The following is a 12,006-nucleotide window of genomic DNA, read 5'->3' as shown; positions in this document are numbered from 1 at the left end:
CGTTGTCAGTTGAGGCCTGCTTCGCAGCCCAGCGGGGATAAATTCACTCGCCACAGATAATGGCCGCTTGCCTTACACTCACGGATCATCTCATTTAAACAAGGAACAGTTATGCAGATCGGTAGCGTACTTTTACTTTTTATCGGGCTGGTGGTCGCCATCCTGTTCATGGGCTTCAAGGTCGTGCCTCAGGGGTACCAATGGACCGTCGAGCGGTTCGGGCGCTACACCAACACCCTCAAGCCCGGTCTGAACATCATCATTCCCGTGATGGACCGTATCGGTCGCAAGATCAACGTCATGGAAAGCGTACTGGACATTCCGCCACAGGAAGTCATTACCGCCGACAACGCCACGGTGCAGATAGACGCGGTGTGCTTCTTTCAGGTGGTGAACACGGCCCAGGCAGCCTATGAGGTCAACAACCTCGAACACGCCATCCGCAACCTGCTGCAAACCAACATCCGTACCGTGCTTGGCTCCATGGAGCTGGATGCGATGCTGAGCCAGCGTGATGGGATCAACGAAAAGCTGCTGCGCACTGTCGACGAAGCCACGGCGCCGTGGGGTATCAAGATCACCCGGATCGAGATCAAGGACATCAGCCCGCCGGCGGATCTCATGGCTGCCATGTCGGGACAAATGAAAGCCGAACGGATCAAGCGTGCCCAGATCCTGGAAGCTGAAGGCCTGCGCGCCTCAGCGATTCTGACCGCCGAAGGCAAGAAACAGGCGCAGATCCTCGAGGCCGAAGGCAGCCGTCAGGCCGCGTTCCTGGAATCCGAAGCCCGCGAGCGCCAGGCAGAAGCCGAAGCCCTGGCCACCAAAGTAGTATCCGAAGCGATTGCCGCCGGCAATGTCCAGGCGGTGAACTACTTCGTCGCACAAAAATATATCGACGCCCTGGGTCGTCTGGCCTCGGCCAACAACAGCAAGGTCATCCTGATGCCATTGGAGGCCAGCCAGGTGATCGGGGCAGTCGGTGGCATCGGTGAGATCGTCAAGGCCACTTTCGACAGCAAGAAAAGCTGAGGCTCGGGTATGTGGGCTTTCCTGCAACAGATGTCGTATTGGGACTGGCTGGCGCTGGGCGTCATCCTGTTGATCCTGGAGGTGTTCGGTGCCGGTGGCTACCTGCTATGGATCGGCATGGCCGCAGCTGCGGTCGGCGTGCTGACATTCATCCTGCCGCAGTTGTCATGGGAGATGCAGTTCCTGCTGTTCGGGCTGTTCGCCATGGCGACAGCGTTGTACTGGTGGCGACGTCAACGCAGTGCCGTCCGTGAAAGCGATCAGCCTCTGCTGAACCTGCGTGGACAGGAACTGATCGGCAAGACTTTCCAGGTGCACGAAGCAATCATCGACGGGCGCGGCAAGATCAAGGTGGCCGACGGGGTGTGGCTGGTCAAAGGCCCCGAATCGCCCGTGGGTACGCGGGTCCGGGTGGTTGCACAGGAAGGGGCGGTATTGAGCGTGGAACGGGATGACTGAAGGGTCACGGAACTGAACGCGGGCATTGACGCTCAAAACCTATAGTTAACCCTGTGGAGTCACCTATCATGCGTCTCAAACTTGCTGTCGCGACCCTGGCCTTGCTGTCTCTTCCTGTCGGCTCGGCAATGGCCGACACATTTTGGCGTAACGTCATTTCATCCGGTGCAACCACCGGTTCCACCTACCTGACCTTCAAGGACAACAAGCTGATCGTCGCCGCTCAGGACGATGCCGGCAGTTTCGTTGCCAGCGACGGCGGTATCCGTGGTCCTTACCTGGAAGCTGCGATGCAGAAAGTCCGTGCCGACAACCCAGGCCTGCAGGCCACCGACATGGAATTGGCCAACGCGATCCTGGCGAAAAACGCCGTCGCCCAGGACTGATTCCAGACCCATAAACAAAATGCCGCTCGATGGGAGCGGCATTTTTTTGCCCGAGAATATTATCAGGCTGTACGCAGTATCCCGCGTGGGAGCGGGCTTGCTCGCTCCCACATTAGATCCGGGTTACTCGCCGATAGCAGCCTTGTAGCCTGCCGCATCAAGCAGCTTGTCCAGCTCGGTCTTGTCGCTTGGCTTGAGCTTGAAAATCCACGCGCCGTAAGGATCGGAGTTCAGCAGTTGCGGTGAACCGCCCAGGTCTTCGTTGACCGCAATCACTTCGCCACTGATCGGTGAGTAGATGTCGGAAGCAGCCTTGACCGACTCCACCACACCGGCCTGGTCACCGGCGGAAAAAACCGTACCGGCCTCGGTCAGTTCGATATACACCACATCACCCAGAGCTTCCTGCGCATAATCGCTAATGCCCACGGTGACCGTACCGTCAGCTTCCAGACGCGCCCACTCGTGGCTTTTGGCAAAACGCAGTTCGGCAGGGATATCACTCATATTCTGTGTCCTCAAGAGTAGTGTCAGCGGCCAGCGGCCCGCCGCAAAAGGTTAGATCAGGGTTTTGCCATGGCGGACGAAGGTCGGCTTGACCACTCGTACCGGGTACCACTTACCACGAATTTCCACCTCGGCACGATCGGCGGTGGCCATCGGAACGCGTGCCAAGGCAATTGACTTGCTAAGCGTAGGAGAAAAACTACCACTGGTGATCTCCCCTTCGCCAACATCGGCGATGCGGACCACCTGATGAGCGCGCAGAACGCCGCGCTCCTCCAACACCAGGCCTACCAGCTTTTGCTGTACGCCGCCGGCCAGTTCGGCTTCCAGAGCACTGCGACCGATGAACTGACGGCTCGCCGGTTCCCAGGCGATGCTCCAGGCCATGTTCGAGGCCAGCGGCGAAACCTCCTGGTGGATATCCTGGCCATACAGGTTCATGCCGGCTTCCAGGCGCAAGGTATCGCGAGCGCCAAGGCCGATGGGAGAAATGCCGGCGCCCACCAGATCATTGAAAAAACTCGGGGCTTCGTGGGCAGGCAGGACGATTTCCAGGCCATCTTCGCCAGTGTAGCCGGTGCGGGCGATGAACCAGTCACCGTCGGCACGGCCTTCGAAAGGCTTGAGTTGCTGGATCAGTTGGCCGCGCGATTGCGAGACCAGTTCGGCAATCTTGTGACGGGCCTGGGGGCCCTGGATAGCCAGCATTGCCAGTTCGGGGCGCTCAAGCAGGCGCACATCGTATTCACCAAGCTGCGCCTGCATCCAGGCCAGGTCCTGGTCGCGGGTCGAGGCGTTGAAGACCAGCCGATAGCCGTGTTCGACCCGATAAATGATCATGTCGTCGACGATGCCGCCGCGCTCGTTAAGCATGGTGCTGTACAAGGCACGTCCCGTGTCCTGCAAGCGATCGACATCGTTGGCCAGCAAGCGCTGCAACCAGGCCTTGGCCTGGGGACCGGCGACATCGATAACGGTCATGTGGGATACATCGAACACACCGCAGTCGCGACGCACCTGATGGTGCTCCTCAACCTGCGAGCCGTAATGCAAAGGCATATCCCAACCGCCAAAATCGACCATCTTCGCGCCGAGGGCGAGATGAAGGTCATACAGAGGCGTACGCTGTCCCATGGGTGTCTCCTTCCGGGCTTGGCGAAGGTGCGGACGAGCACTGCACAGCGTGAACGCCAAAAACGTTTTCAGACGCTATCAGTTGCCCGGTCCGACAGACGGACCGCACCGAATGCCGCGCATTGTAGCCGCATGATGTAGGACTGACACCTAGCTGTTTCGATGGGCAGAGCGTCGTATCAATCCGATGACCGGCAACAACCCCACCAGCACCAGGGTCAGCGCCGGTAACGCGGCCCGGGCCCACTCCCCTTCACTGGTCATTTCGAAGATCCGCACCGCCAGCGTGTCCCAGCCGAACGGGCGCATCAGCAGGGTCGCGGGCATTTCCTTGAGCACATCGACGAACACCAGCAACGCCGCACTCAGGGTGCCCGGCAACAGCAACGGCAGATACACTTTGAAAAACAGTCGCGGCCCACTGACCCCAAGACTACGTGCCGCTTCAGGCAAAGAAGGGCGGATTCGCGCGAGGCTGCTTTCCAGTGGACCGTAGGCCACGGCCAAAAAGCGCACCAGATAGGCCAGCAGCAGGGCCGACAGGCTGCCCAACAGCAACGGTTTGCCGGCACCGCCCAGTAGCGTTGACAGGGGGATGACCAGTTCGCGGTCCAGATAACTGAAGGCAAGCATGATCGATACCGCCAGCACCGAACCGGGCAAGGCGTAGCCCAGGTTCGCCAGGCCGACACCGGCGCGAATGGGACGGGTCGGCGCCAGACGGCGGGCGAACGCCAACAGCAAGGCGACGCAAACGGTGACCAGGGCCGCCAGCCCACCCAGATAGAGCGTGTGGACGATCAGCCCGGCATAACGTTCGTCCAGATCGAACCGGCCGCGCTGCCAGAACCACACCAGCAGTTGCAGCATCGGAATAACAAAAGCACAGGCAAATACCAGGGCGCACCAGCCGCTGGCCGCCGCAGCCTTGAGGCCGCGCAAGTGATAAAGCGCCTTGACCCGGGGTCGCTCGTTGCTCGCCCGCTGGGCGCCTCGGGCGCGGCGTTCGCCGTAAAGCACCAGCATCACCGCCAGCAACAACAGACTGGCCAGTTGCGCGGCGCTGGAGAGGCTGAAGAAGCCGTACCAGGTTTTGTAGATGGCCGTGGTGAAGGTGTCGAAGTTGAACACCGAGACCGCGCCGAAATCCGCCAGGGTTTCCATCAACGCCAGCGCCACGCCGGCACCAATGGCCGGCCTGGCGACCGGCAACGCCACTCGCCAGAACGCCTGCCAGGGCGACTGCCCCAGCACCCGGGCCGCTTCCATCAAGCCCTTGCCTTGGGCCAGGAATGCACTTCGCGCCAGCAAATAAACGTACGGGTAAAAAACCAGGACCAACACCAGGATCACCCCGCCGGTGGAGCGAACCCGGGGCAGGCGCAGGTTGCTGCCGAACCATTCGCGCATCAATGTCTGCACCGGTCCGGCAAAGTCCAGCAGGCCGACGAAGACAAACGCCAGCACGTAGGCCGGAATCGCAAACGGCAACATCAACGCCCAGTCGAGCCAGCGTCGGCCGGGGAACTCACACAGGCTGGTGAGCCAAGCGAGGCTGACGCCCAGCAAGGTTACACCGACACCCACGCCGACAATCAGCGTCAGGGTGTTGCCCAACAAGCGTGGCATCTGGGTATCCCACAGGTGGGACCATATCTGCTGGTCGATGTTTTGCCAGGACAGCAGCAGGACGCTCAAGGGCAACAGCACCAGCGCGGCGATAGCAAAAACCAGAGGGTACCAGCGGCGTTGGACGGGGTGGGTCAAGGGGGAGTCTCAGGGCTGACAGCAAACGCCTATTAAACCGCAAAAAAAAGATCGCAGCCTGCGACAGTTCCTACATTGGGACGCGAATCCCTGTAGGAGCTGCCGCAGGCTGCGATCTTGAGTGTTTTTTTAGTTCCAGCCAGCGCGATCCATCAAGCGGATGGCTTCGGCCTGGCGTTTACCCGCCACTTCCACCGGCAGGGTGTCGGCCCTGAACTTGCCCCAGGCGGCGACTTCCTTGGAAGGCTCCACGTTCGGGTTGGCCGGGAACTCCTGGTTCACGTCGGCAAAAATGTTCTGGGCTTCAGGCGTGGTCATCCACTCCACCAGTTTCTTCGCCGCTTCCGGGTGCGGTGCGTACTTGGTCAGGCCGATGCCCGAGAGGTTGATGTGCACGCCACGGTCGGCCTGGTTCGGCCAGAACAGCTTGACCTTCAGGTCCGGCTTCTGCTGGTGCAGGCGCCCGAAGTAGTAAGTGTTGACGATACCGACGTCGCACTGCCCGGCATTGATGGCCTCAAGCAATGCCGTGTCATCGGAGAACACATCGGTGGACAGGTTCTTGACCCAACCCTTGATGATCTCTTCGGTTTTTTCCGCGCCGTGGGTTTCGATCAGGGTGGCGGTCAGGGACTGGTTGTAGACCTTCTTCGAGGTGCGCAGGCACAGGCGGCCTTCCCACTCTTTACCCGCCAGGGCTTCATAGGTGGTCAGTTCGCTCGGTTTGACCCGGTCGGTGGAGTAGACAATGGTCCGCGCCCGCAGGCTCAGGCCGGTCCAGGCGTGGGAAGACGCACGGTATTGGGCCGGGATGTTGGCGTCGATCACCTTGGAAGTGAACGGTTGGAGAATCCCCATCTGCTCGGCCTGCCAGAGGTTGCCGGCGTCAACGGTGAGCAGCAGGTCGGCGGTGGCATTTTCACCCTCGGCCTTGATCCGCTGCATCAATGGCGCTTCCTTGTCGGTGATGAACTTCACCGGGACGCCAGTCTTCTTGGTGTACGCATCGAAAACCGGCTTGATCAGTTCATCGATACGCGAGGAGTAGACCACCACCTCATCGGCAGCCTGGGCGGCAGTGGCGCCGATCAGGGTCAGGGCGAGGACGGACAGCAGACGCTTGGATGCCAACATGGGGGCGGTCTCTCGATTGTTATAAGTGCGCAAATGATAAGGACTCACATTTAGCTTCTCAATCTAACACTGCGCAGACACGTTTCAAAATGTTGCAGCTATGAGATGTGCTGTGTTTTTGCGTCCGCCATCGCGGGCAAGCCTTGCTCCCACAAAAGTCGTCCTACATTGCCCTCTGTGGGAGCATGGCTTACCCGCGATGAGGTCTTTCGTCCCGACAAAAATCTAGGCCTTGGCCAAATCCGGCAGGTCCCCAGTCAACCCCAGCGCCTCACGCACAAACAGCGCCTTCGCTTCGGGCAGACCGTCCACCAGTTTCAGCCCGGTATTACGCAGCCAGCGCACCGGCAACGGATCGGCCTGGAACAGCCGCTCAAACCCTTCCATCGCGGCCATCAGCGCCAGGTTATGGGGCATGCGTCGGCGTTCGTAGCGGCTCAATACCTTCACGTCCGCCAGCCGTTCACCGCGCCCGGCTGCCTGCAGCAGCACTTCGGCCAGGACGGCGGCATCCAGGAAACCCAGGTTCACCCCCTGTCCGGCCAGCGGATGGATGGTGTGGGCCGCATCGCCGATCAGCGCCAGCCCTTCGGCCACGTAGCGCTTGGCATGGCGCTGGCGCAGCGGTACGCACAAGCGCGGATCGGCACTCAGCACCGTCCCCAGTTGACCTTCGAAGGCCCGCTCCAGTTGGTTGCAGAAATCCGCTTCCTCAAGCGCCATCAACCGCTGTGCCTCGCCAGGGGTGGTGGACCAGACGATCGAGCACCAATCCTGCTGGCCGTCGCGCTCCAGTGGCAGGAATGCCAAGGGACCGTTATCGGTAAAGCGCTGCCATGCGGTCATCCGATGAGGCCGAGCGCTGCGCACACTGGTCACGATGGCATGGTGCAGGTAATCCCATTCCCGGGTCGCGACCCCGGTCAAGCGACGCACGGCGGAGTTCGCCCCGTCGGCGGCGATCACCAGCGGTGCCCGCAGGGTGCGGCCATCGGCCAGGGTGAGCAACCAGTCATCGCCGGAGCGGCGCATCTGCTCAAGCCGCGCGTTGGCCAGCAGGCCCAGATCGCAGTCATGCAGGCGGTCCAGCAGGGCATCCTGCACGACGCGGTTTTCGACGATGTGCCCCAGGACCTCGGCATGCAGGCTGGCCGCCGAGAAATGGATCTGCCCGGTGCCGCTGCCGTCCCAGACGTGCATGTCGGTATAAGGACTGGCGCGCCGGGCGATAATGCCGTCCCAGACCCCAAGACGATCAAGGATCCGCTGGCTCGCCGCCGACAAGGCACTGACCCGGGGTTCGAAGGCAGCCTGGGGATCGAAGGGTTTGACGCTCATCGGGCTGCCGTCGAGCAACAGCACTTGCAGGCCACTGCCCTGCAACGCCAGCGCCAGGGCGCTGCCGACCATTCCGGCGCCGACAATCAGCAGATCTGCACGCAATTCCATGCTTTAAGCCTGTTGTGCTGGCGACATGAGTCGCCCATGAGAAAAATGATCGAAACAAGCCTCACGCATCGGGACGTGTCCCCAACCCCATGGCCTGGCGGGCGAACCAGCGCTTGGCCGGCGGCAACAGGTCGAGGCCCAGCAGGCCAAGGTTGCGGCCCAGAGACACCAGCGGCAGGTTGCTGCTGAACAGACGCGTAACCTGGTCGGAAAACCCGACGGTCAGGGTCTGATCCATCCGTTGACGCTCGCGATAGGCTTGCAGCACGGCGAAATCCCCCGGCGCGCTGTCGCTGTCGAGCAAGGCGTCGGCCAGGGCCTGGGCATCGCGCAGAGACAGGTTGAACCCCTGGCCGGCAATCGGATGCAGACTGTGGGCCGCGTTGCCCAGGATCGCCAGATGCGGGCGGACCTGCTCTTCGGCTTCCACCAGCGCCAACGGATATAGATGTCGAGCGCCTACCTGTTTCAGGGTACCCAGGCGATAACCGAACACGCCCTGCAATTCGCTGAGAAAGCTGCGCTCATCCAGGATCGCCAGTCGTTGCGCATCCATGCCCTGACGGGTCCAGACCAGCGCGCAACGGTTCTCCGGCAGCGGCAACAAGGCCATCGGGCCATCGTCGGTGAAGCGCTCGAAGGCCATGCCGTTGTGGGCTTCGCCGGGTGTGATGTTGGCAATCAGCGCGCTCTGGCCGTAAGGTCGATTGCGCACGCCAATACCCAGCTGTTCACGCAGGCTGGAACGGCCACCGTCAGCCAGCACGGCAAGGTCGCATTCCAAGGTGGTTTCGTCATCGAGCGTCAGGCGATAGCCGCCGACCATGGGCTCCATCCGGGTGACTTGTGCCGGACAGTGCCAACTGACCACCTCGGTGTCCAGCCCTTGCCACAGGCACTGGCCGAGCCAGGCGTTTTCCACCACATAACCCAGGGCCGGCACCCCTTCTTCCATGGCCGACAACCGCGCCGTGGAGAATCGTCCGCGATCAGACACGTGGATCTGCTTGATCGGCTCGGCGCGACGAGAAACTTCCTGCCAGATCCCCAGGCGTTGATAAATCTGCCGCGACCCGAACGACAATGCCGAGGAACGGGCATCGTAGCTCGGCTGCCAGGCATCGCCGGGGGCGAAGGGCTCGATCAGCATGATCTTCCAACCCCGCGCCTTGGCACCGGCTTGCAGGGCCAGGGCCAGGCTCGCGCCTACCAGGCCACCGCCGACGATCGCCAGATTGACCCGGCTCATGCCGCATCAGCCCGGGCGGCGGCCATCAGGGCCTCGATTTCGGCGACCGTCTTGGGTACGCCGTGACTCAGGATTTCACAACCGGTTTTGGTCACTACCACGTCATCCTCGATGCGCACGCCAATGCCGCGCCATTTTTTCGCTACGTTGCGATTGTTCGGGGCGATGTAGATGCCCGGCTCAACGGTCAACGTCATGCCGACTTCCAGTACCCGCCATTCGCCGCCGACCCGGTACTCGCCAACGTCGTGCACGTCCATGCCCAGCCAGTGGCCGGCGCGGTGCATGTAGAAGGCCCTGTGGGCTTCGCTGGCGATCAACTCGTCCACCTCGCCCTCCAACAGGCCCAGGCGCACCAGCCCCTCGGTAATGACCCGCACTGTTGCTTCGTGGGCCTGGTTCCAGTGTTTGTCCGGTGCAATTTCGGCAAACGCCGCCTCCTGGGCGGCCAGCACCACTTCGTAGATTGCCTTCTGTTCGGGCGAAAACCTGCCGCTGACCGGCCAGGTACGGGTGATATCGCTGGCGTAGCAGTCGATTTCACAACCGGCGTCGATCAATACCAGGTCACCGTCCTTGAGCAGTGCGTCGTTCTGCTGGTAATGCAGGATGCAGCCGTTGCGACCCGCCGCGACGATCGACCCGTAGGCCGACATTTTTGCCCCGCCCTTGCGGAACTCATAATCGAGCTCGGCCTCCAGGCTGTATTCGTACAACCCCGCGCGCGCGGCCTGCATGGCCCGGATGTGCGCCTGGGCGGAAATCCGCGCCGCTTCGCGCATCACCTTCACCTCTGCCGCCGATTTATACAGGCGCATGTCGTGCAACAGGTGATCCAGGGCAACGAATTCGTTCGGCGGCTGGGCACCGAGATGGGCTTTGGAGCGAATCACGTTGATCCACTCCATCAGGTGCCGGTCGAATTCCGGGTTGCTGCCCATGGCCGAGTACACCCGGTCACGGCCTTCGATCAGGCCCGGCAGGATGTCGTCGATGTCGGTGATAGGAAATGCATCATCGGCGCCATAGTCACGCATCGCCCCTTCCTGGCCGGCTCTCAGGCCATCCCACAACTCCCGCTCGGCGTTGCGTTCGCGGCAGAACAGGATGTATTCGCCATGGGCCCGGCCGGGCATCAGTACGATCACCGCTTGCGGCTCGGGGAAGCCGCTGAGGTATTGAAAGTCGCTGTCCTGGCGGTAAACGTGCTCGACGTCGCGGTTGCGAATGGCAACGGCGGCGGCGGGCAGGATTGCGATGCTGTTGGGTTCCATCTGCGCCATCAGAGCCTTGCGGCGACGGCTGTATTCCGATTTCGGGATATGAATCATGGGCAGACGGTGTTCCCTTTCAAGCAATCAGTGCAAGGACGGCTTGGCGGCCGGTTCAGCGGTTTTCTTGGTTTCGGTGAACAGCAGCAATGGCGCGACCCGCAGGTACTCCATCACTTCCATGTAGTCGCTTTCGCCGTCATCGGACTCTTCCAGAGCGTCCTGGACCTGAGAGATCGCCGCCAGGTCTTGCAATACTTCCTTGGCCTCGTCACTCAACGCATATTCGCGGCGGGTCAGGCCGAAGCCGGCGAGGAAGCCCTGGCACCACTGGCCCAGCGCAGCGGCGCGTTCGGCCAGCGGAGCGTCATCGGTAGGCAGCAGCAGGACGACGGTCATGTCATCGCTGGTCAACTCACCCTTGACCATTTCCTGCAGGCCGATGAGCGCATTGCGCACGTTGTCCGCCGGCTCGCCTTCCAGCAACTCGGCGGCGTCAGCCAGCCAGCCGTCGGCATCGAAGCCGGCGCCGGCGCAACTGCGCCCCAGCAACAGGCCATGCAGTTCAGCAGGCGAGACAGGATGACCGCTGGTGCTCAGCAGGGTGGCAAACGCTTGATACGGGGAATTCTGAATGGGCATGGGCAGCTAGGCGCCAGACGGCGCTATGTCTAGAATGGAGGCCTTGTATCCTACATCGACAGACTCGCCAAGACTATCAGAGGCTGTGCGACCCTATCCCCATCAGACACAATCTTCAGTGGACACAATGGAAGACACCGACCTGCAAGCGCTGATGGCCAGACTCGAATTGCTAATTGAGCGGGTCGAGCAACTTAAGAGCCAAAACGGACTCCTATTAGCTCAGGAAAAGACCTGGCGCGAGGAACGCGCGCACCTCATTGAAAAAAACGAAATCGCCCGGCGTAAGGTCGAATCGATGATTTCGCGCCTCAAGGCCCTGGAGCAAGACTCATGAGTTCAAGCAATAGCGTAACCGTGCAGATCCTCGATAAAGAATATTCGATCATCTGCCCCCAGGAAGAGCGCAGCAACCTGGTAAGCGCCGCCCGTTACCTGGACGGCAAGATGCGCGAGATCCGCAGCAGCGGCAAAGTCATCGGCGCCGACCGCATTGCTGTAATGGCTGCCTTGAACATCACCCACGAGCTGTTGCACCGCCAGGATACGCCGGACGTGCAAGTCAGCGGCTCGACCCGTGAACAGGTGCGCGATCTGCTCGATCGGGTGGATCTGGTACTGGCCACCGACCCGGACGTCAGCAAGGGCTGATTCGCGAGGCTGCCTGGGGTATACTTGCGTCACTCCCTGGGGTGCTTGCCAGTTGGTGATGTCCCTGAGCCGATACGCACAACCACGGGAGTTGCACGTTGGGGCCGGTGTGCATGTCCGCTTGACGGAAAGCCTTAACGCCCCCTGCAACTTCCACCTTGAACTTTCGGGTTCAAGGGCTAAGCCGACAGCGGTTCATCCGGGGAGCCTGATTTCTCACAATGCCAGTCATCAAGACTGGCATTGTTGTGTCTGGCGCAGGCATTTCTGAGCGCCCTGTTTTACGGTTACGCTGTGCTGTCGCCACCGATTGCGTGAAATATTC

The 12,006-nt window shown here is 61.3% G+C and carries 13 protein-coding genes and 1 other RNA gene; 6 read left to right on the top strand and 8 right to left on the bottom strand.

Annotation, left to right across the window (positions count from 1 at the left end; translation table 11 throughout):
- The first annotated feature begins 111 nt into the window (after window positions 1-111).
- From BMY45_RS04870 to BMY45_RS04860, 3 genes are all read left to right on the top strand, one after another.
- Window positions 112-1,032: an SPFH domain-containing protein gene (locus BMY45_RS04870; protein WP_092395249.1), complete on the top strand. Its 921-nt coding sequence runs from the start codon at window positions 112-114 to the stop codon at window positions 1,030-1,032.
- A gap of 9 nt (window positions 1,033-1,041) precedes the next feature.
- Window positions 1,042-1,491, top strand: a complete 450-nt coding sequence (locus BMY45_RS04865; protein ID WP_092395246.1) for an NfeD family protein — start codon at window positions 1,042-1,044, stop codon at window positions 1,489-1,491.
- A 65-nt stretch (window positions 1,492-1,556) separates the two neighbouring features.
- Window positions 1,557-1,877, top strand: coding sequence for a DUF2388 domain-containing protein (locus BMY45_RS04860; protein ID WP_172436019.1), 321 nt, complete (start codon window positions 1,557-1,559; stop codon window positions 1,875-1,877).
- Between the two features lie 123 nt (window positions 1,878-2,000).
- Here the strand turns inward: BMY45_RS04860 and gcvH are convergent, their stop codons facing one another.
- The 8 genes from gcvH to BMY45_RS04820 form a co-directional block, all read right to left on the bottom strand.
- Window positions 2,001-2,384 (bottom strand): glycine cleavage system protein GcvH, encoded by a 384-nt coding sequence (gene gcvH, locus BMY45_RS04855; RefSeq protein ID WP_092395243.1) that lies wholly within the window; start codon window positions 2,382-2,384, stop codon window positions 2,001-2,003.
- Window positions 2,385-2,435: 51 nt separating this feature from the next.
- Window positions 2,436-3,518: a glycine cleavage system aminomethyltransferase GcvT gene (gene gcvT / locus BMY45_RS04850; protein WP_092395240.1), complete on the bottom strand. Its 1,083-nt coding sequence runs from the start codon at window positions 3,516-3,518 to the stop codon at window positions 2,436-2,438.
- 150 nt (window positions 3,519-3,668) lie between these two features.
- Window positions 3,669-5,285 carry an ABC transporter permease gene (locus BMY45_RS04845; protein ID WP_092395237.1) on the bottom strand — a complete coding sequence of 539 codons (1,617 nt, stop codon included), beginning with the start codon at window positions 5,283-5,285 and terminating at the stop codon, window positions 3,669-3,671.
- 129 nt (window positions 5,286-5,414) lie between these two features.
- Window positions 5,415-6,419: an extracellular solute-binding protein gene (locus BMY45_RS04840; RefSeq protein ID WP_092395234.1), complete on the bottom strand. Its 1,005-nt coding sequence runs from the start codon at window positions 6,417-6,419 to the stop codon at window positions 5,415-5,417.
- A 225-nt stretch (window positions 6,420-6,644) separates the two neighbouring features.
- On the bottom strand, window positions 6,645-7,862 hold the full coding sequence (locus BMY45_RS04835) for a 2-octaprenyl-3-methyl-6-methoxy-1,4-benzoquinol hydroxylase (RefSeq protein ID WP_177193307.1): 1,218 nt from the start codon (window positions 7,860-7,862) through the stop codon (window positions 6,645-6,647).
- A 67-nt stretch (window positions 7,863-7,929) separates the two neighbouring features.
- On the bottom strand, window positions 7,930-9,117 hold the full coding sequence (ubiH, locus tag BMY45_RS04830) for a 2-octaprenyl-6-methoxyphenyl hydroxylase (RefSeq protein ID WP_092395228.1): 1,188 nt from the start codon (window positions 9,115-9,117) through the stop codon (window positions 7,930-7,932).
- Complete coding sequence (pepP, locus tag BMY45_RS04825; protein WP_092395225.1) at window positions 9,114-10,448, bottom strand: Xaa-Pro aminopeptidase; 1,335 nt, start codon at window positions 10,446-10,448, stop codon at window positions 9,114-9,116. Before pepP ends, ubiH begins: the two co-directional genes overlap by 4 nt.
- Window positions 10,449-10,475: 27 nt before the next feature.
- A complete protein-coding gene (locus tag BMY45_RS04820; RefSeq protein ID WP_047226083.1) occupies window positions 10,476-11,030 on the bottom strand; it encodes a YecA/YgfB family protein in 555 nt (184 codons plus the stop codon).
- 127 nt (window positions 11,031-11,157) lie between these two features.
- On the opposite strand from BMY45_RS04820, the gene BMY45_RS04815 reads away from it, so the two are divergent.
- The 3 genes from BMY45_RS04815 to ssrS all read left to right on the top strand — a co-directional run bounded on the left by BMY45_RS04815 (window position 11,158) and on the right by ssrS (window position 11,891).
- Entirely contained in the window at window positions 11,158-11,367 is a 210-nt protein-coding gene (locus tag BMY45_RS04815; protein ID WP_030138125.1) for a TIGR02449 family protein, read from the top strand.
- Complete coding sequence (locus BMY45_RS04810; protein ID WP_047226084.1) at window positions 11,364-11,681, top strand: cell division protein ZapA; 318 nt, start codon at window positions 11,364-11,366, stop codon at window positions 11,679-11,681. Before BMY45_RS04815 ends, BMY45_RS04810 begins: the two co-directional genes overlap by 4 nt.
- A gap of 30 nt (window positions 11,682-11,711) precedes the next feature.
- Window positions 11,712-11,891: non-coding RNA, 6S RNA (gene ssrS, locus BMY45_RS04805), on the top strand.
- The last annotated feature ends 115 nt before the right edge of the window (window positions 11,892-12,006 follow it).

This window comes from Pseudomonas sp. NFACC39-1 (assembly GCF_900110355.1).
In the GTDB taxonomy this organism is placed as follows: Bacteria; Pseudomonadota; Gammaproteobacteria; order Pseudomonadales; family Pseudomonadaceae; genus Aquipseudomonas; species Aquipseudomonas tehranensis.
This window is presented reverse-complemented; position numbering and strand designations above follow the sequence as displayed.

What these genes read in the sequence shown, in the direction of transcription:
- BMY45_RS04870 (WP_092395249.1), top strand. Translation starts at nt 112, where the DNA reads ATGCAGATCGGTAGCGTACTTTTACTTTTTATCGGGCTGGTGGTCGCC.
- BMY45_RS04865 (WP_092395246.1), top strand. Translation starts at nt 1,042, where the DNA reads ATGTGGGCTTTCCTGCAACAGATGTCGTATTGGGACTGGCTGGCGCTG.
- gcvH (WP_092395243.1), bottom strand. Translation starts at nt 2,384, where the DNA reads ATGAGTGATATCCCTGCCGAACTGCGTTTTGCCAAAAGCCACGAGTGG.
- gcvT (WP_092395240.1), bottom strand. Translation starts at nt 3,518, where the DNA reads ATGGGACAGCGTACGCCTCTGTATGACCTTCATCTCGCCCTCGGCGCG.
- BMY45_RS04840 (WP_092395234.1), bottom strand. Translation starts at nt 6,419, where the DNA reads ATGTTGGCATCCAAGCGTCTGCTGTCCGTCCTCGCCCTGACCCTGATC.
- ubiH (WP_092395228.1), bottom strand. Translation starts at nt 9,117, where the DNA reads ATGAGCCGGGTCAATCTGGCGATCGTCGGCGGTGGCCTGGTAGGCGCG.
- pepP (WP_092395225.1), bottom strand. Translation starts at nt 10,448, where the DNA reads ATGATTCATATCCCGAAATCGGAATACAGCCGTCGCCGCAAGGCTCTG.
- BMY45_RS04820 (WP_047226083.1), bottom strand. Translation starts at nt 11,030, where the DNA reads ATGCCCATTCAGAATTCCCCGTATCAAGCGTTTGCCACCCTGCTGAGC.
- BMY45_RS04815 (WP_030138125.1), top strand. Translation starts at nt 11,158, where the DNA reads ATGGAAGACACCGACCTGCAAGCGCTGATGGCCAGACTCGAATTGCTA.
- BMY45_RS04810 (WP_047226084.1), top strand. Translation starts at nt 11,364, where the DNA reads ATGAGTTCAAGCAATAGCGTAACCGTGCAGATCCTCGATAAAGAATAT.